This is a genomic window from Flavobacterium rhamnosiphilum (assembly GCF_004349195.1).
GTDB classification, from domain to species: Bacteria; Bacteroidota; Bacteroidia; order Flavobacteriales; family Flavobacteriaceae; genus Flavobacterium; species Flavobacterium rhamnosiphilum.
Genome location: NZ_SMLG01000005.1, coordinates 25952 through 44902, shown reverse-complemented (window position 1 = coordinate 44902; position 18951 = coordinate 25952). Strand labels below are relative to the sequence as shown.

Sequence of the window (18951 nt, the reverse complement as noted above, 5' to 3'; positions counted from 1 at the left end):
CTAAATAAATAACAACAAACACCAGTCTGTTAAACTAGGAATAAGATGAGTACAAAAACAAAAAATAGAGCAGCAAAATATTTACTTCTTATCGTTTTCATTGCAACAATTTGCTTGCCTGCAAAATCATTTAGCCAAGAAAAAACAAAAATTTCATTGCAGTACGGTTCACACCGAGAAGGAAAAAGAACGGATGCTGATATGGCTCGTTGGCGAGGGTATGGACTGGGACAGTTTATCCACTGGGGAGTATATGCCATTCCGGGAGGGCATTGGGATGGAAAATATTATGGAGGAGCTGCGGAATGGATTCGTTCTTGGGAAGGTATGCCGAATGCCGAATATGATAAGTTGTACAAACAATTCAACCCTGTCAATTTTAGCGCTGCAGCATGGGCAAAACAGGCTAAAAACATGGGCGCTAAATATGTAATTATAACCACCAAGCACCATGATGGATTTTGTATTTGGCCAAGTAAATACACGGATTACAACATTAAAAACACCCCTTATAAGAAAGACATACTTAAAGAAATAGTGACTGCTTATGATAAGGAAGGGATTGATGTTTACCTATATTTTTCTATTATTGATTGGAATCATCCGGGTTATCAGGCAGGTACTGGGATAACTCCTGAAGACAGGCTGAATTGGTCTAATTATAAACCTTTTAAAACGGATGAAGAGAAGACTAGGTATGCGACATTCAAAGAATTTACCCGCAATCAGTTGATCGAACTATTAACGGATTACCCAACAGCAAAAGGACTTTGGTTCGATGGCACTTGGGATGGCGCATGGATGAAAGAATTTGCTTGGGTGGACCAATTGGAAAAAGAATTAAGAGCAATGCGTCCCGGACTAATAATAGGAAGTCGATTTAGAGCTGATGAAAACGGAAAACGTGGTTTTGATAGTAATGGTGTTTTGATGGGCGATTATGAACAAGGATGGGAACGTGATTTACCAAATTCAATTGAGGATGTACACGGAAATGACTGGGATTGCGTGATGACAGTCCCCGAAAATCAATGGGGCTATCATTCAGATTGGAGAGGATATGTAAAAACTTCCGATGATTTAATAGAAATGCTTGTAAAATCGGTTTCCATGAATGGTAATTTCGTTCTTAATTTTGGTCCTGATGGCAAAGGAGCTATCAGACCCGAAGAAACCAAATTGGCAAAGGAAATAGGGGATTGGATGAAGATAAACAATGAAGCTATATATGGTTGCACCTACGTTAATTTAAAGAAACAAGGATGGGGTTATTATACCAAGAAAGACAACAAAATTTATCTCACTGTCATAAACAGACCAATTAATGAAAGAGTAAACATCGAAATCCCAAAAGGAGGATTAAAACCTATTAAAGCCTATTTATTAGAAAATAAAAAAACAGCAGACATTATTAACAGAGGAAGAAACAAACAGAATTCCAGCCTTTATAGCATTGCAATTCCTACGGAATATAAATCAAATAAACCTTTTGTTATCGTACTCGAAGTAGGAGGAACAGAAGAAATAAAAGAAGCCTATCAACAAGCCAAAACGTAAATAGAACTATGAAAAAAGTATTTTTTTACTCACTTATTTTTCAAAATTTAGTAATAAAAAGCGTTTAACATAAAATAAAAACTCTTATTTTGAAAATAAAATTTATTTTAGTAGCATTTGAAAATGAATATAAAGCAGAAAAAAATAAATAACATTAAAAAACACACCAATACCTTTAAAATTAATTAGTTATCATACTATATATTATGCCAAAAGAAAAAAAACATCAAGATAATACCATACTCGATATTGCAGAGGCTTTAAAACTCTCTCCTGCAACAATCTCTAGAGCATTAAATAATGGGACCTATGTAAAAGCGGAGACTAAAAAACGAGTGTTGGATATGGCTGAAAAATTGGGGTACCGTCGCAATTTAATGGCTTCAAGTCTGCGCAGTAACAAAACCCATACTATAGGTCTAATGGTTCCTCGCATATCGATGTTTTTTCATGCTGAAGTAATTACGACTATACAAAACCAATTGCATAAACTGGGTTATAATTTGATCATTTGCCAGTCAAACGATTCATTACAGTTAGAGAAAGAACTGGCCAACATTATGTTTTCCTCTCGGGTTGATGCTTTGATTGTTGCCTGTACGCTCCAAACCGAGGATTTTAGCCATTTTGATGTGTTTGTCAACAACAATATTCCTTTGGTTTTTTACGATAGGGTACCTACTAAACCTTATAAAGCAACGATTGTTAAAGGCGATGATTTCAGAGGAGGATATTTGGCTACCCAACATTTATTGGAATTGGGATGCAAAAAAATAGTCCATATTTCAGGACCGCTGACTTCCAATCTTTATATCGACCGCTCTACAGGTTATAAAAAAGCACTGGCACAATACAACATTCCGATTAATGAAGACCTAATTTTCTATCAAGAACTAACACACGAAAATGCCCGCAAGGCGATGGAAAAAATATTTGAAGACGAAATAAAACCTGATGCCGTTTTCACATCCAATGACACTAGCGCCATTGCGGTATTGGAGTTTGCCCGCGAACACAATATCGCCGTGCCCGAAAATTTGAAAATTGTTGGTTATTCCAATGATTCCAGAACCGAAATCATCAGGCCATCGATTACTACGGTAGAACAATTTCCAACATTGGTCGGTAATAAAATAGTCGATGAATTGATGAAAAAATTAACCGAGAAAACAAATGAAGTCGAGACTACTGTACAAACTGAAGTTACAACAATACCTGTGCAGTTGATAAGAAGGATGTCAACCTAAAATACTTCTTCATTTTTGAAGAATTTAGTAGAAAAATCTCATGCCAAAAAAGCAGTATTGGAGATTTTTCAGCTAAATAATGGGCTAAAATCAAACCCTAAGAATACAAAAAAATAAAAACAACACTTATGAATTCCAATTTTGAAAGTCGTTTTGCGGTAAGTCCAAAAGAAGCAAAACAAATGGATACTGAAGCTTTACGCGAAAATTTTTTAATTAAAACCGTTTTTAGTGCCGATGAGGTTAGACTGACTTTATCTCATTTCGACAGATTTATTATAGGAGGTGCCATGCCAATAAACCAAAAATTGGCGCTACCCAATCCTAATGATTTAAAAGCTGAATATTTTCTGGAAAGAAGAGAAATCGGTATGATTAACGTAGGCGGAAAAGGGATTGTTACCGCAGATGGCGAGCAATTTGAAATTGACTTTAAAGAAGCTTTGTACCTTGGAAAAGGCACAAAAGAGGTGTTTTTCGAATCGGTTGACGCTAATAATCCGGCAAAATTTTATTTGAATTCGGCTCCGGCTCATCATGTTTATCCATCCAAAAAAATAACAAAATCTGATGCAGAGATTGTAGAATTAGGATCAGCAGTAACGGCTAACCATCGCATCATCAATAAATTAATCGTGAATAGTGTGGTGCAAACCTGTCAGGTTCAAATGGGAATGACCGAACTAAAAACTGGAAGTGTTTGGAACACCATGCCAGCCCACACCCACGACAGACGCATGGAAGCGTATTTCTATTTTGAAATACCCGAAAATCAAAGTGTTTGCCATTTTATGGGTCAACCACAAGAAACGAGACACATCTGGATGCAGAACGAACAGGCTGTAATCTCACCCAATTGGTCCATCCATTCAGGAGCGGGAACCTCTAATTATACTTTTATTTGGGGCATGGCCGGCGAGAACTTAGACTATGGCGACATGGATCATTGTGCTATTAATGATTTAAGATAACTCACTATGAAAATCATCAAATCCTTTTTTTGGCTTGCCCTTATCTTACCTATGGGTCTTTTGGCCCAAACAAAAGCTACCATCAGCATTCAAAACAGTTCGACTTTGGAACGAAAAGAAGCTGTTGTAGCTTTAAAATGGGAAACTGTTTTATCCCATTATCCGCAAATAGACACCACTAACTTTGTGGTGATTAATGCGGTGACCAAAAAGCAAGTCCCTTTCCAGCTGGAACATCGCGGGCTTTCTTCAGTTCAAAATTTACTGGTGCAAGTTAGTGTTAAAGCAAAATCGACACTTTCCCTTTTGATACAAAAAGGAAAACCAGAAATTTTTGTTGCCAAAACCTATGCCCGTTTTGTGCCGGAACGTAAGGATGATTTCGCTTGGGAAAATGATAAAATAGCCTTTCGCACCTATGGTAAAGCTATAGAAAAAACAAAAGAAGATGCTTACGGCTTAGACGTTTGGGTTAAGCGGACGGACAAATTGATCATTAACGAACGTTATAAACTAGGAAATTACCACATAGATAACGGCAATGGGATGGATTATTATCATGTTGGTTTTTCATTGGGCGCAGGCAATATGGCACCATATGTAAACGATACTATTCGATATTCGGCAAATTATCATCAATGGAAAGTATTGGATAACGGGCCTTTACGCTCCTCTTTCCAATTGACTTATGACACTTGGGATGCAGGCGGAATAAAAGTTAGAGCCACAAAAAACATTTCTTTAGACGCAGGATCACAGCTCAATCGTATAGAAAATGTCTATTCCTTTGAAGACAACAAACCACTACCCGTTGTTGTAGGAATAATCAAAAGACCCGAAAGCGGAATCATTTCGTTAAACGAACAACAAGGCATAATTGGTTATTGGGAACCTACTCACGGTGAAGATGGCACCACAGGCGTTGGCTCCATATTAACCACTCCGGTAAGCAATATGCTTGTGGGCAATGCACAAATATTAGCCAAAACCGCAGTTAAAAATAATGAACCTATCGTTTACTTCACCGGAGCCGCTTGGAATAAGGCCGGAAAAATAACCAATGCCAAACAATGGTTCAAGTATTTAGATAATTTTTATCAGCAAATAAAGGAGCCTTTGGTCATAACCGTAAAATAACCACAATTAATTAAAGACAAAATGAAAACCCTAGAAATGTTTCAATTAGACGGCAAATTAGCCTTGGTAACTGGTTGTAAAAGAGGAATCGGAAAAGCAATGGCGCTGGCGCTGGCGGAAGCCGGCGCAGATATTATTGGCGTTTCGGCCAGTTTAGAATCTAGCGGCAGCGAGGTAGAACAAGACGTATTGGCTGCCGGAAGAAAATTTTACGCTTACCAATGTGATTTTTCCAATCGGGAAGCATTACATTCCTTCATTAAAAAAGTAAAGGCGGACCATCCTCAAATAGATATTCTGGTAAACAACGCAGGAACTATTTTACGCAAACCTATTGCCGAGCATCCTGATGAATATTGGGATGAAGTTATAGCCGTAAACCAAACCGCCCCTTTTATTCTAACACGGGAAATTGGCAAGGAAATGCTGAAAAGAGAACAGGGAAAAATCATATTTACCGCTTCATTGCTTTCCTTTCAAGGAGGAATTACCGTTCCTGGTTATGCCGCCAGCAAAGGCGCTGTTGCCCAATTGACAAAAGCTTTCGCCAATGAATGGGCAGCCAATGGCGTAAATGTAAACGCAATTGTACCGGGCTATATTTCTACTGACAACACTACAGCCTTACGTGCCGATGAAAACCGAAGCCGTTCCATTTTAGAGCGAATTCCTGCCAACCGTTGGGGAGAACCGGAAGATTTCAAAGGCCCTATCGTTTTTCTGTCCTCAAAAGCTGCCGATTATGTGCACGGTACTTTATTGACCGTAGATGGTGGATGGATGGGAAGGTAACCGACTCAAATATTAAAAGCAATTTTTAACGTTTCATAGTCCTTTTCATTTTTTGAGGATTAGACACAATATTACTAAAAAAACATTTTGTTTTAATTATGGGTAAAGTACTTTGTTTTGGGGAAATCCTTTTAAGATACAGCATGGGGGGAAACTTCCCACAACAACAGGATATGGTAGCCTATATAGGCGGCGCGGAAAGCAATGTCGCATTGGCATTAGCCAAATGGAAAATCCCTGTAGCTTATTGTACTGCTATACCTGATCATTTCTTGTCGAACACCATTATTACTTATTATCAGCAAATGGGTGTTGATACCAATACTATTATTAAGTCGGGTGAACGCATTGGCGCCTATTATCTCAATCAAGGTGCCGATGTTAAAAATGCAGGCGTGATTTACGATCGTAAACATTCTTCGTTTTCCGAATTAAAAACATTAAGTATCAATTGGGAAGAAGTTTTCGAAGGCGTCTCTTGGTTTCATTTTACCGCCATATCGCCTGCGCTAAATGCAAATATTGCGGCACTTTGCGAAGAAGCGTTGGTTATAGCCACAAAAAAAGGAATCATCATTTCTTTGGATTTGAATTACAGGGAAAAACTGTGGAAATATGGCCTTGAGCCCATTGATGTAATGCCTAAACTGGCTACCTATGCCCATGTGATTATGGGCAATATTTGGGCCGCTGAAAAAATGTTAGGCATCGCAATTAATCCAAAATTAATAGGGTCGGGAAGCGATTCAGATTTAGTAGAACATGCTAAAAATACCTCCGAAGAAATTTTGGCAAAATATCCCAATTGCAATACTGTTGCTAATACTTTTCGTTTTAATGAACAAGAAAGTGTAAAATATTTTGCGGTTTTATACCAACAAGGAAACATGTATAAAAGCAAAACTTTATTTGCAGCAAAACCCATAGACAAAGTGGGAACCGGCGATTGTTTTATGGCTGGACTTATTTATGGAATACTACATAAACAAGAACGGCAACGAACGGTTGAATTTGCGGCAAGAGCAGCTTATCAAAAATTATTTATAAAAGGAGATGCTACCACATCTGAAGCAGAAGAAATAGAAAAGTTAATACATCATGAATAAGAAAGAACGTGTTATTCAGCAAATCATACAGTCGGGCTTGTTGCCTTTGTACTACCATGAAAACAAAGACGTAAGCATTAACATATTGCGTGCTTTGTACCAATCAGGAGTCCGCGTACTTGAATATACGAACCGCGGAAAAAACGCTTTGGTTAATTTTAAAGCACTCAAGACGGTAGCCGAAAAAGAAATGCCTGATTTATTGCTGGGTATTGGCACCATAAAAACTGCTGAAACCGCAAAAGAATTCTTGGATTTAGGAACCGACTTTATCGTGAGTCCCATTGTCTCTCCAGATGTGGCGAAAATCGTTCTGGAAAAAAACCTGGCTTGGATCCCGGGCTGTTTAACACCTACAGAGATTCACCAAGCCCAAACTTTTGGGGCTACGTTGGTAAAAATATTTCCAGGCAATTTAGTGGGTCCTTCTTATATTCAATCCATAAAAGATATTTTTCCCGAACTCCTATTTATGCCTACCGGTGGGGTAGAGCCTGAAGAACAAAACCTGAAGGCTTGGTTTGGAGCCGGAGTATCGGCCGTAGGTATGGGCAGCAAACTTCTGCAAACCAACTTAATTGAAGAAGGCAATTTTGAAGCCCTTTCCGATTATATAACAAAGGCTACTATTCTAATTCAATCTTGTAAACAATCCTAAAATGAATATATCTTCAGAAAAAAGAATTCGATATGGTATACTGGCCTTGTTGTTTTTCGGAACCACAATTAATTATATCGACAGGCAAGTGATTGGTTTATTAAAACCTACCTTGGAAAAAGAATTCAATTGGACAGAAACGGATTATAGTAATATTGTGATGGCTTTTTCTGCAGCCTATGCCATTGGTCTTTTGGGTTTCGGCCGATGGATTGACAAAATTGGCACCAAACTGGGCTATGCCGTATCGGTATTCTTTTGGAGTATAGCCGCCGTAGCCCATGCATTTGCCAAGAGTACCTTTGGCTTTGGCATGGCCAGAGTAGGCTTAGGTTTGGCGGAAGCCGGTAACTTTCCGGCTGCCATAAAATCGGTAGCAGAATGGTTTCCTAAAAAAGAACGTGCGCTGGCGACAGGGATTTTCAATTCGGGTGCCAATGTGGGTGCCGTTGTTGCTCCCATCATGGTTCCCGCAATTTTAGGCGCTTACGGCTGGCAAGAAGCCTTTGTCATTACGGGCGCCATTGGTTTTATTTGGTTAATTTTTTGGTGGAAATACTATGAAACCCCTGCAAGACATAAAAAAATATCCAAAGAAGAATTCGATTATATCCACAGCGATAATGAAGTAGTCTTGGAAACGGAAGCTCCCGTTAAATGGATTACATTATTTAAAATAAAACAAACCTGGGCCTTTATCTTTGGTAAACTCTTAACGGATCCCGTTTGGTGGTTCTTTTTGTTTTGGCTGCCTTCTTATTTTGCCGAAACTTTTAATCTTGATTTAAAAAAACCAAGTTTACCTTTAGTTATTGTTTATACCGCCACAACCATCGGTAGTATAGGAGGTGGCTTTTTATCTTCCTATTTAATCAAAAAAGGCTGGAATGTGCAAAGAGCCCGTAAAACGACCATGTTTATCATTGCCATTTGTGTGCTGCCTATCATGCTGGCACAGTTTACCCAAAATATATGGGTAGCAGTGGGGTTAATCAGTTTGGCGGCGGCAGCCCATCAGGCTTGGAGCGCCAATATTTTTACTACGGTTTCCGATTATTTTCCCAAAAAGGACATCAGTTCCGTTGTAGGTATCGGCGGTATGGCAGGTTCCGTTGGAGGCATCCTATTTCCTTTAGCCATAGGTATGATTTTAGATCATTTTAAGCTTTTGGGCAATATAACAGCTGGGTATAATATTATATTTATTATGTGTGGCTCTGCCTATTTATTGGCCTGGCTAATCATGCATTTTTTAACCAATAAAAAAAATAGCTAACCTCTTAGGAATAGCAAAATATAAGAGATAAAGATCCTATCTTGGCACAGTTTTTATAAAAGAAATTGGCGATTTAAATTTGAATTAGTCCTTTTGAGTCGAATTTTTTTATAGGAAAAAAGACTAAAAAGTGAACAAAAATATTGAAAGTGTCGATTAAAAAAAATCAGAAATATAAAATATGTCCAGATTAGATGAAACCCGAAAAATGCCTCTTATGCAAAAGGCAGAACAAATTATAAAACTCACTCAAGGATTAGTACAAATTGTTCCTGCTGATAATGAATTTTTGCAAGAAACTACAGTTCGTTTTATGCTTGAAAATGCAATGATAATTCCAGCAAAAATTGCAGGAGCAGAAGCGGGTGATTTATACGATTTACGAATGGAAAATGCTGCAATAATTAGAAAAGCTGCCCGGGAATTATATGTTCAGGCCGGAAGTTTGCGTTTTGAGGAAGGTATCACAGACAAAGACTATATCATATTATTGCGCAAAGAAATTGATGAATTCCGTTTGCTATTCATTGACTGGGTGGCGGGTTTTGACATGTGGAATTATATCAAAGATGAATGGGGATTATTCAATCCATCGGGAGTTTCTGCCCATGACAAAGACCCAGATGATGACATTCCTTTTAATCCGGAAGATTTTTTTGATTTTGACGATGACGAAGAAAATTAAACTTTAAGGATTGTTTGCTATATTTTCTAAAATTATACTTTCTTGTTAGTTCAAATTGCTATTGCCATTGAAATGGATGCGCGACAGATTGCACCTGCTATTCTAATTTCAACAATGAGATTAAGAGATAATGAGCTGATGGCATTCTTTTTGAGAAACAGAACCGATTCGCATTCCTGAATTAGCTATCAATAAATTGCCGCTAAATCACAAAGCTATCATTTTATAAAAGTATGTATTTTGTCGCGGGTCCATTGAAATTGCCATTGAACTTACTTCCCGATACAGAATATGTAATTTCTTTATTTTAGTGGGTTTATACGTTTATAGTATCCTGTTTGGTAAAATCTGCTATTTATTTAATTAGTTTTAAAGTCGTTTATTTAATCTTAAATTAAGTAATTCTATATTTTCCATTTTATAAATCCGAATTCTTTTTCTGTTGAAACTTCTTTAAAATCGTTATGTAATTCAATCCATTTTTTTAGTGGTTTTTTATCTTCTTTGAAATCATTTAAACTTGTTGCAACATTGATAAAATGACTTACAGCTCTTTTAACATCATTGTATTCATTTGAAAACTCATTTAATTTTTCATCTTCAATGTAGTTTTTCAAATATTTCAAAAACATAAAAATGTAATCAACAGTTTTTTTATCCAATGAATTTTTATGATAATTTTTAATTGAATGAATTCCAATTAGGCAAAAGTCTTTGAGAGTACTGCTATATTCATAATTTGTATATAATTTTTTTTCTCTAAAAGCATTAATCAAATAATTCCCCAATGTAATGATGATTATTCTAATATCTCTTTCATTAGTATCTTTATTTTCAATTAATCTTCCTATGAAATAATTTGGTATATCAAAACAATCCAAAGTAGTTTCATATAGTCCCTTTTTCAAAGCATTGTTTGAATCATTAAAAGACGACAATAATAAACTCCACGTTAAATAACCTTTCTGATAATTTCCAAGTTTTTGAATATGAAAATTAATATTTGAGCAGATTGAAATTGTTCTTCGGTTGCATTCTTCAAACAAATCCTTATCTGAAAGTTCTATAGCTATTTCCCCGACTATATTTAAATAACCAATTATATCATTGATACTATCCCATTGCATAGAATCATAAAAAGCTGTTTCTTTAAATTCACCTTTTTCATATAATCTAATAAGGTCTTTTAAATCCTCTTGGTTAGGACAATTTCTATAAACGTTACTATTAAAAGAAATTTCAATGCAATCTAAAGCGGTTGTTAGAGATATAGTATTTCCAAGCTTGAGATATAATTTTTTTAAATCTAAACTTAGAAATAAATGTAATTCTTGTAAATGAAGAAGATTAGAACTTTTCTCGGAAAAATATATATAAATTTCTTTAATAGAATTCCACATTAAATCGAAGTATTGGGAATCATTTGCTCTTATAGCTGTTTTAGAGTTTTCTCTCCAAAGCCAAGTTAAAGCATCAAAAATAATATCACAAATTTCTCTATCATCTCCATCTTCAATAATTTTCAAAGCATTTTTTAAAATATCTCTATTTATTTTTTCATATGATGTAAAATCATTATTCAAGATGTATTTATCAATCTCTTTTTTTAATAATTTTAAAGAGTCGTCAATCTCAGTTATTTGTTTATCATAATTATATCTATATTTTGAAACTGCTTTAAATGATTCTAACGTTATTGAATTTGCTAATTCAATATTTTCCTTAATTTGACTACTCTTACCAACGATTTTTTTTATTACAGGAAATATTGAATAAATGTAAATTAAGAACATTAATCCTATGTAATAACCAATAGTAATGCTCTTTGAATTATCAAATTTACTAATATTTACATAGGCGAAGAAGGAGAGTGCAATTAAACTTATGGAAAAATATATAGAATTAATGATTAATTGATTATCTAATGAATCTATATATTTGTTTTTATTTAATCTCTCTTTTGAAAATTCTATTGTTAGTATGATTACAGCCATTAATACTCCAAAAATTGATGAAATTGAACTAAGAATCAAACCAAAATATTCTTTAGGTTCAAATCTCTGGATATTAACAAAATCAGGTAAAATGTTTATGTAGTCAGCAGTTATTGCTATCAGAAAATATATAAATACTAATAGAAATAACAAATAGTTTTTTTTGTATGACATTAAAAATTTATTTTTAGTAGTTAGCTACCGCTTTAATTTTAGAATTATCTTTTACATAAATCCCAAAACTATTTATTAATCCTTTTGATTTCAATTTAGTTAATAAATCTCTGTTATAGATATTATCATTAAATAGAGGTTTGTGTTGTTTTACAAATAATTCACTATGATTGTAACTTAAACTTTTGACTAATGAAATAATGTTTTCATTACTAAGTTCTGTAAAATATAGATTAACGAATTTAACTTTATTTTCTGTAGAATCTAAACTTTTTACAATGCTTTCAATTGTATTGAATTCAAATTCAATTTTAGAAGATTTACTTAAAATTATTTCGCCTACTTTTTTTGCAATTGCTTTATTATCAATAATTGTTTGTACAGTTAATTTAGAAATATACTTAAATCTATTATCAATAGTAATTTTATCATATTTCAATATACTTAAAATATCATCTACATCAGTTTCAAAATCCTCAATTTTTTCAAAGAATGTATTAAAATCTCTGACAATTAATGTTATGTGATTATCTGCAAAATTCTCTCTCAATTTATCATAGTTTGATTTAGTTATAGTAAGTTTTCTCTCAACCAAACTAACTACTTTATGTTCACTTAAATTTTCAAAACTTAATTGATTATATACATAATATATACAGTCTAATAGCTTTTTGTATATATCGTTTTTAATCTCATTGCAAACTAAAAGACTTCCCTCAAATTTTTTGTCATCTTTCGATAAACTAAGTTCTGATAATTGATTGCTTACTTCTTCTGTATTCAAATATTCTATGAGTTTTTCATCAATCTTATCCTCACAATTATTAAAATAATCAATTACATTATCCCAATCAACAACAACTTTTAAGTTAATTAATAATTCTTTTTTGATTTGAATATCTTCAATATCACTTAAATTAGAAATAAGAGTTTCTACTTTTTGAATTATTTTAATTTTAAATTGATCTTCTAAATCTTCATTATTTAATAGTTTCAATAGAGCATCTTCATTTTCAGAATTATTTTGTTCTAACTTTAAATATACATCGTCTACATAGTTGTTTATGTTGGCGTTAACATATTCAATCAATGGTTTACAGTTCGAATTTTGAATAGTAGAGTAATTAGCAGTTTCAAAGGTTTCTTCTTTTTCACCATATAAATTGAGCATTTGCAAAAGGTTAACCTTATTAATTTGATAGTAGCCATTATTTAATATAAACTCAAATAATTCTTTGGTTTCATTATTTGGATTTTCCAATATCTCAAAACTAACATTAAGTTGTTCAATTAATTTTGATATTTTATCAGAGAAGTTTAGTTCGTTCGATTTTTCTATTAAGGATAAAAAATGTGGATTTTGCTCAATAGCTTCTTTTAATAATTTTTTATTTTGATTATTTATAATTGTTTCAATTTTTGAAAATCTAATAATCAATCCCAAATACATATTAACTTTATCCTCTGGGTAATTACTGTTTATATAAATATATTCCCAAAAGCCACCCCAATAAATTGTAAGTTTATTTATGAAAATGTCTAATTTTTTATTATTTTTTTTATTTATTTTTTGTAAAGTATCTTCATCAAATACTTCTTTACCAAAAGTTTCAAATAAAGCTTCCTTAGTTAAATATGAGTTGTGATTTATATATCCATCGATGAACTCAATAGACCTCTTTTTTTCATTCGTTAGTAAGATTACTATTGCATCATATTTCGAAGAATATTTAGAATATTTTTCTCCTAAAAAGTCTAATAAATCATAATTCAATATAAATTCGAATTTGAAATGTCTTTCATCAATTTCATCGACTAAATTTTCTATTTTTGATAGTTTAAAATAAAAGTCAGTTTGAAATTTGCCTACAACATTTTTTTTGAATTGAAAATCTTCTTTATCTAAATTGACTCCATGAAATAATGAAATGTAATCATTATAATTCTCATTGATATATCCATTTAAAATTAGGTTTCTTAATAATCCATTGTTAGAAAAATCATTTAAATATTGATTTAAATCTATTTCTTCGAATATTTGTTTTAATTCCCAAGAATTTATTTCTGCTTTTTTAGTCTTTAAATTATCAATATCATTCTTTAAAGTTTGCTCTTTGTTATTTAGTTTATCTAGTATTAGACTTTCTCTTTTAATATAATTATAATTTGAGTTCACTTCCTTTTCAATATTAGAAAATGAAATACCACTATTATAAAATCCATTTCCATTTTGATAATATCTAAAATCGGAGGTTTTCATTACCTCATTAAATAAATCTTCATTTATTAAATCTCCACAATTATACCTTTTATTATTTAAATATATTTCAGATGCATTCGGTAATTTTTTGGAAAGTATAATTATATAGATAGATCTTAGTTCATCAAGATTTAAAACTTTTTCTTTTTTAATATCTTCAATATTTATTTCAAAATCTGCTATTTTATCATCTAATGTTTTAATTAAACTTTCTACATATTTATTTTTCCCATTTATTAAATTATATAACTTTCCTTTTTTATTGTTTAGTTTTTCAAAATCTTCAGGATCAATATTTTTGTATATAATTATTGCAAATAACTCTTCAGGTTTTTTTATAAACTCAGGCTTTAATGTATTTCTATAAATTACGAATTCGTGGAAGATATTTGTAAGTAAACGCATATCAATATCTTCTATAAAAATTGTAACGTCTGAAAGAAACTCATTTGAGAAAATATTGTTATCTAAATCTGTTTCTTTTATCAATGTTTTTAGTTGTTCATCTGCGTTTGAAGAATTGATAAATGGAATAATAGGAATAATATACTCAAAGAATTTTACTCTTTCTTTTTTGTCCTTCAATAAGTTGTCTCCAATTGCATAGACAAATTTAATTTCTCTTTCTATCAAGTTTGAATTATTTAGTAGAATATTAATTTCTCTTAATTTAGTGAAAATATCTGTATTGTCAAATCTATCTAAATCTTCAAAAATGACTACATTGTAGTGTGTCATTTCAAAGAAGTATAATATTTCATCTAAATGTTCATTAAAAATTGACTTATTGATATTTTCTCCTAATTCTAATTCTCCTTTAATGTTTAACTTATTTATTTTAGAATTTTTAAATAATTCTACAATTGATTTTGAAAAAAAACTTACTCCAAAAAAAGCAATTGGAAAAACTAATAAAATTGAAAACCAATCTAAATTATCTTTTGTATGCCAATTAATTGGATTAATTTTATCTAAATAATTATATCTCAAAAGTAAAATAATACTCAACGACCAAAATATAAATCCAATAGAAATTAGCCATAATTTAAATTTTGGTATAATAATAATTCGTTTAAAACGAGATTCTGGAATTTTTGAAGGATTGACGTGATAAAAAATTTGCTGTAAAATACTAACTTCTAAAAGCCTTTCAAGTTCTTCTCTATTTAACTTTTTTTGTTCTTTATCTAAATTTTCTTTGTTTTTATCTGTGTTATTAAAAGATGCTAATGATATATTTAAATATTCATTGTTATGATTAAGATTTTTGAATGTCTTAATTATTGTGCTTTTTCCCGAACCATAACTACCAGTTAATGCAATATTATTTACATCTTTAGCATTAATAGTATCCCTTAATTTATCTAAATACGGTTGTATTTTCTCAATATCTTCCTTTTTGGTTAATATCTTTGGAGCAAGGGAACTTATAGATGTATTTTTCGATTCGCATTTAATTTCTTTAAGTGGAAACCAAACTGGAAGATATTTTTTCATAAAAGATTTTTCTAAATTCAAAAATAACTCCTTTTTGTAAATAATTGACTATAAACGAATATAATATTATTTTGGTAATGAATAAAATAAAACTTCATTAAATCATTAAAAATTAAATCTATATATACTTTAGAACATGTAGATTTAATCGATATTTTTTGATAGATGTATTTATCTATTTTTTATACTTTAATCGTTCTTTTCGATGGTTCTACAATTTTTATCTGTAATCTATAACCACTCTAAAACTTTGAAAGTTCTAATTTTTTTGGAATTTGATAAGAACCTTTGGAAGACTTTATAAATACTAATTGGCTTCTTCGGTTATGTTAAAAGTAACATCGTCAAATTTATATATTACTTTTTCATCATTTTTTAAGTCAATATTAATTAGGTATTTATCAACTTTAAACTTTCTGTATGTGGTGTTTTTTCCCAAAAAAGATTTTGTTGTTTTTACAGGTGATTCACTAAGAATATGTCTTTTCAATGGTGGCAAAAGTGAATTATTTTTCAATGATTTTTCTTTAAAGGAGATTATGCCTCCAGGGGATGATGCATAAGGACTGGTGTCAATGTTTTCAATAATGTATTTATCATTTTCACGTTTTACCGAAACATCGATTTTGCTAAATACATCCGAACTAGAAACAGTGATTTTTAAAGGATATACAAATGAAACGTATTTTTTGATATTGTTTTTCATTACATAACCTGCTTCATTGAATTTTAAGCTTTTTAGATTTATTTTTACTTTTTTATTGTTATATGAATTAATCACGTGTGAAATATTACCTGATGAATCAACCTCAAAAAGGAATGAGTATTTCAAATCAGAAAACCTGACTTTTTCATCTTTAACATTCCTATTCATTAATGAATCAACAATTTGAAATAAATCATTTTTGATTTTTAATGTATCATTTATAGTTAAAATAGGATTATTATTGAGTTCTGATAACTGGAAGGGCAGAGTATTTGGTGTTTTATTCTTCTTTTCTATCTGAACATTTATTTTTGACAACTCTAATTTTTTGCGATTTTTAACATCCTCAATTGCGGTATAATAGTGAACTAATTTCATTGCATTTGCACGTCTCATGCCTATACTCATATATTGTTCTTCTTCATATAATCCCCTGCTTAATTCGTGCATATTTTTAAATACCTCATTTTGAAGCTTTATGTTAGAACATAGGTTTTGTACAGCATTATCAATTTTCAAAGGAGTATCTAATCCTATTCTCTTTGCAGAAATATTCATTAAATTATTAAAGGTTCCATTTCCGTAATAATAATTTTCAATTGCATTTTTACAAAAATCTTGTCTCACTATATTAGATAGACTTTGAGCATTACATAGAGCAGATATTTGAAGATAAAATATCACTAAGATTAAAATTTTGATTTTCATTGTATTATTTTTTTTACACAAATATCAACATTTTTTCAAACACTCGTATATGTACGAGTGAATATATTTTAGGCATTAACTCACTTTGTCCAAATGATTTATTTATGGACAATCCAAGTTTAGAACCAATAGAACAGTATGTTATTGATGCAGTAAGACGAATGAGGTTAGAGAGAAATATATCTCAAAAAGAGTTGTCTTACGCTTTGAATCTTTCTATCGGTTTTATTGGAGATATTGAGAGTTCAAAATCCAGAGCTAAGTATAATCTTTCACATATCAATAAATTAGCAGAAATATTTGACTGTTCCCCAAAGGATTTTCTTCCAGATAGTCCGCTGTAATATGTTAAAATCATAAATTCCACAGTCTATAAAAGTAAAAAGACGCAAAGCACCACCCACCATAACAGGTTAATTATCTCCTGCTATTGAATAAATATTTGGCTGCTTTTTGTGTTATGTTTTCTCGGTTAAGTCGTTTGTTACTCATTAGAAAATCGTCTAAATCTTCAATTTTAAAATAGATACATTTTCCGTTTGGTTTATATGAGATTAAAACTTTATCCCTAGATAATCTTCTAATGTAATGAATGCTCTTTCCTAAATAAATTGATGCTTCTAATGTGTTGGCAAAACCTCTTATTTTAATGAGTTCTACCACTTCTTTTGGTGTACTATTAACTACCATAATTATTTGATTTTAATGTTTAATATTTTCGATTTCAATTTTTCGATTAAATATTATCATTCAAACAATTACAGTAGTAAGTATATGAGATAACGGGAGCGATTTATCTATTATTAAACACTCTTATAAAAACAAATCAGGCATATTTGCTACTGCGTCTATTTTCTTTTTGTCTATCACTTTTGCGTAGATTTCAGTAGTTTTCAAATGGCGATGCCCTAATAATTTGCTTACGGTATAAATATCGGTGTCCATTGTCAGTTGCAAAGTAGCAAAGCTATGTCTCGCACAATGAAACGTGATGTGTTTATCAATTCCAGCATTGGAAATCCACTTGTGTAATATTTTATTATGATAAGCACTGTATATTAAGTTTTCAAAGATTAAATCATCATCCTTTTTTCGTTCCCCTAGATTTTTAACAGCTTGTTCACTTATCGGCAGATTTTCTACTCCTTTTGTTTTTTGTTGAGTAAACTTGAGCATATAACCGTTTAGTTTATCAAAAGTGATGTTTTTCCATCTTAATGGTTTTATGTCTGAAAATCTCAATCCAGTTAATACACTAAAAACAAAGGCTTCTTTCATTATTGGATAGTCGCAGTCAGTTTTAACTAATGTTTGCAGTTCTCCCAAGGTTAAATATTGCCTACTGGTTTCTTTCTCTTTTATGCTTTTTACTCTCAGAGATGGATTTTCAGAAATCATCCTACTTTGGTAAGCTTCTTTCAAAGCTGTTTTTACTTTATTGAAGTATGATAATGCTGAGTTCTGAGATAATTTTCCGCCGTGTGATGATATTTTATTAGTCAATAAATATATTTTGAAATTCTCTAAAAAGAAATCATCGATTTTGGATAGAGGAATGTCCTTGCCTTTACAAAAGCTATTTAGATGTTTGTAAGTACTTAACCACGATCCCCAAGTTCCATTTACTTCACATTTTTTATCTGTTGTTTGTTTAAAATATTCTAAAAAACCTATTTTTCCACTTACACTACTTACAAATCCGTGCTTCCTACTTTGTAAATCCAATATTTTTTGAGCTCTTATTGATTCAGCTAATAACTGGGTTTCTTTGTTGTGTTCTTTCTCTAAAAAGTTTTTCGGTTTATCGTAGAGGTATAGTCTCAAAAATTCATAGTTCCTTTTTTTATTTTCTTCATCGTGGTACATCAAAAACAAACTATTCATTTTTGGTTTACCTTTTTCAAAACTCTTTTTTGATTGTTGTCCTTTACGCACAGATAAGTAGATTTTCATTGTTTTCTCTTTTTTGGTTACTAATTATGGTGTAAAGTCCCTCCTAATTAGTAACACAGACAACAGTAAACCCTATAAAATAACCTACTTTGTATTTTCCATAAACCATAAATTACTTTCTTAACACAGAATATAACCGATATTCAAAAGGTTTTAAGTTATGAGGAATCAATCTTTATTTTTTAATATTTTTTAACTGTTTTTGATTTTAGTTTTTATTTAATCGTTTA

16 protein-coding genes are annotated in these 18951 nt (G+C 31.5%); 11 read left to right on the top strand and 5 right to left on the bottom strand.

Going from position 1 to position 18951, the window contains the following annotated elements; genetic code table 11:
- Window positions 1-45 precede the first annotated feature (45 nt).
- From E0I26_RS08145 to E0I26_RS16485, 10 genes are all read left to right on the top strand, one after another.
- Window positions 46-1557 carry an alpha-L-fucosidase gene (locus E0I26_RS08145; protein ID WP_131915999.1) on the top strand — a complete coding sequence of 504 codons (1512 nt, stop codon included), beginning with the start codon at window positions 46-48 and terminating at the stop codon, window positions 1555-1557.
- 206 nt (window positions 1558-1763) lie between these two features.
- The gene (locus E0I26_RS08140; RefSeq protein WP_131915998.1) at window positions 1764-2804 is read left to right on the top strand and encodes a LacI family DNA-binding transcriptional regulator; all 1041 of its coding nucleotides are present in this window, start codon (window positions 1764-1766) and stop codon (window positions 2802-2804) included.
- A 128-nt stretch (window positions 2805-2932) separates the two neighbouring features.
- Complete coding sequence (kduI, locus tag E0I26_RS08135) at window positions 2933-3775, top strand: 5-dehydro-4-deoxy-D-glucuronate isomerase (RefSeq protein ID WP_131915997.1); 843 nt, start codon at window positions 2933-2935, stop codon at window positions 3773-3775.
- A 6-nt stretch (window positions 3776-3781) separates the two neighbouring features.
- A complete protein-coding gene (locus tag E0I26_RS08130) occupies window positions 3782-4912 on the top strand; it encodes a DUF4861 family protein (RefSeq protein ID WP_131915996.1) in 1131 nt (376 codons plus the stop codon).
- Between the two features lie 21 nt (window positions 4913-4933).
- Entirely contained in the window at window positions 4934-5704 is a 771-nt protein-coding gene (locus E0I26_RS08125; RefSeq protein ID WP_131915995.1) for an SDR family NAD(P)-dependent oxidoreductase, read from the top strand.
- Between the two features lie 98 nt (window positions 5705-5802).
- The gene (locus tag E0I26_RS08120; RefSeq protein WP_131915994.1) at window positions 5803-6810 is read left to right on the top strand and encodes a sugar kinase; all 1008 of its coding nucleotides are present in this window, start codon (window positions 5803-5805) and stop codon (window positions 6808-6810) included.
- A complete protein-coding gene (locus tag E0I26_RS08115) occupies window positions 6803-7468 on the top strand; it encodes a beta/alpha barrel domain-containing protein (protein ID WP_205728784.1) in 666 nt (221 codons plus the stop codon). The genes E0I26_RS08120 and E0I26_RS08115 overlap by 8 nt, the downstream gene beginning before the upstream one ends.
- A 1-nt stretch (window position 7469) precedes the next feature.
- On the top strand, window positions 7470-8744 hold the full coding sequence (locus E0I26_RS08110; RefSeq protein WP_131915992.1) for an MFS transporter: 1275 nt from the start codon (window positions 7470-7472) through the stop codon (window positions 8742-8744).
- 181 nt (window positions 8745-8925) lie between these two features.
- Complete coding sequence (locus tag E0I26_RS08105; RefSeq protein ID WP_235831741.1) at window positions 8926-9429, top strand: hypothetical protein; 504 nt, start codon at window positions 8926-8928, stop codon at window positions 9427-9429.
- A gap of 42 nt (window positions 9430-9471) precedes the next feature.
- Complete coding sequence (locus tag E0I26_RS16485) at window positions 9472-9609, top strand: hypothetical protein (protein ID WP_165929428.1); 138 nt, start codon at window positions 9472-9474, stop codon at window positions 9607-9609.
- A 224-nt stretch (window positions 9610-9833) separates the two neighbouring features.
- Here the strand turns inward: E0I26_RS16485 and E0I26_RS08100 are convergent, their stop codons facing one another.
- The 3 genes from E0I26_RS08100 to E0I26_RS08090 form a co-directional block, all read right to left on the bottom strand.
- On the bottom strand, window positions 9834-11597 hold the full coding sequence (locus tag E0I26_RS08100) for a hypothetical protein (protein ID WP_131915991.1): 1764 nt from the start codon (window positions 11595-11597) through the stop codon (window positions 9834-9836).
- Window positions 11598-11610: 13 nt separating this feature from the next.
- Window positions 11611-15354 (bottom strand): YobI family P-loop NTPase, encoded by a 3744-nt coding sequence (locus E0I26_RS08095; RefSeq protein WP_449404233.1) that lies wholly within the window; start codon window positions 15352-15354, stop codon window positions 11611-11613.
- A gap of 307 nt (window positions 15355-15661) precedes the next feature.
- A complete protein-coding gene (locus E0I26_RS08090; RefSeq protein ID WP_131915989.1) occupies window positions 15662-16768 on the bottom strand; it encodes a hypothetical protein in 1107 nt (368 codons plus the stop codon).
- Between the two features lie 104 nt (window positions 16769-16872).
- On the opposite strand from E0I26_RS08090, the gene E0I26_RS08085 reads away from it, so the two are divergent.
- Window positions 16873-17112 (top strand): helix-turn-helix domain-containing protein, encoded by a 240-nt coding sequence (locus E0I26_RS08085; RefSeq protein ID WP_131915988.1) that lies wholly within the window; start codon window positions 16873-16875, stop codon window positions 17110-17112.
- A 73-nt stretch (window positions 17113-17185) separates the two neighbouring features.
- On the opposite strand, the gene E0I26_RS08080 is transcribed toward E0I26_RS08085, so the two are convergent.
- The gene (locus E0I26_RS08080; protein WP_131915987.1) at window positions 17186-17458 is read right to left on the bottom strand and encodes a MerR family transcriptional regulator; all 273 of its coding nucleotides are present in this window, start codon (window positions 17456-17458) and stop codon (window positions 17186-17188) included.
- Between the two features lie 123 nt (window positions 17459-17581).
- Entirely contained in the window at window positions 17582-18721 is a 1140-nt protein-coding gene (locus E0I26_RS08075; protein ID WP_131915986.1) for a tyrosine-type recombinase/integrase, read from the bottom strand.
- Between the last annotated feature and the right edge of the window lie 230 nt (window positions 18722-18951).

What these genes read in the sequence shown, in the direction of transcription:
- E0I26_RS08125 (WP_131915995.1), top strand. Translation starts at nt 4,934, where the DNA reads ATGAAAACCCTAGAAATGTTTCAATTAGACGGCAAATTAGCCTTGGTA.
- E0I26_RS08080 (WP_131915987.1), bottom strand. Translation starts at nt 17,458, where the DNA reads ATGGTAGTTAATAGTACACCAAAAGAAGTGGTAGAACTCATTAAAATA.
- E0I26_RS08095 (WP_449404233.1), bottom strand. Translation starts at nt 15,354, where the DNA reads ATGAAAAAATATCTTCCAGTTTGGTTTCCACTTAAAGAAATTAAATGC.
- kduI (WP_131915997.1), top strand. Translation starts at nt 2,933, where the DNA reads ATGAATTCCAATTTTGAAAGTCGTTTTGCGGTAAGTCCAAAAGAAGCA.
- E0I26_RS08120 (WP_131915994.1), top strand. Translation starts at nt 5,803, where the DNA reads ATGGGTAAAGTACTTTGTTTTGGGGAAATCCTTTTAAGATACAGCATG.
- E0I26_RS08145 (WP_131915999.1), top strand. Translation starts at nt 46, where the DNA reads ATGAGTACAAAAACAAAAAATAGAGCAGCAAAATATTTACTTCTTATC.
- E0I26_RS08075 (WP_131915986.1), bottom strand. Translation starts at nt 18,721, where the DNA reads ATGAAAATCTACTTATCTGTGCGTAAAGGACAACAATCAAAAAAGAGT.
- E0I26_RS08090 (WP_131915989.1), bottom strand. Translation starts at nt 16,768, where the DNA reads ATGAAAATCAAAATTTTAATCTTAGTGATATTTTATCTTCAAATATCT.
- E0I26_RS08115 (WP_205728784.1), top strand. Translation starts at nt 6,803, where the DNA reads ATGAATAAGAAAGAACGTGTTATTCAGCAAATCATACAGTCGGGCTTG.
- E0I26_RS08100 (WP_131915991.1), bottom strand. Translation starts at nt 11,597, where the DNA reads ATGTCATACAAAAAAAACTATTTGTTATTTCTATTAGTATTTATATAT.
- E0I26_RS08105 (WP_235831741.1), top strand. Translation starts at nt 8,926, where the DNA reads ATGTCCAGATTAGATGAAACCCGAAAAATGCCTCTTATGCAAAAGGCA.
- E0I26_RS08085 (WP_131915988.1), top strand. Translation starts at nt 16,873, where the DNA reads ATGGACAATCCAAGTTTAGAACCAATAGAACAGTATGTTATTGATGCA.
- E0I26_RS08140 (WP_131915998.1), top strand. Translation starts at nt 1,764, where the DNA reads ATGCCAAAAGAAAAAAAACATCAAGATAATACCATACTCGATATTGCA.
- E0I26_RS08130 (WP_131915996.1), top strand. Translation starts at nt 3,782, where the DNA reads ATGAAAATCATCAAATCCTTTTTTTGGCTTGCCCTTATCTTACCTATG.
- E0I26_RS08110 (WP_131915992.1), top strand. Translation starts at nt 7,470, where the DNA reads ATGAATATATCTTCAGAAAAAAGAATTCGATATGGTATACTGGCCTTG.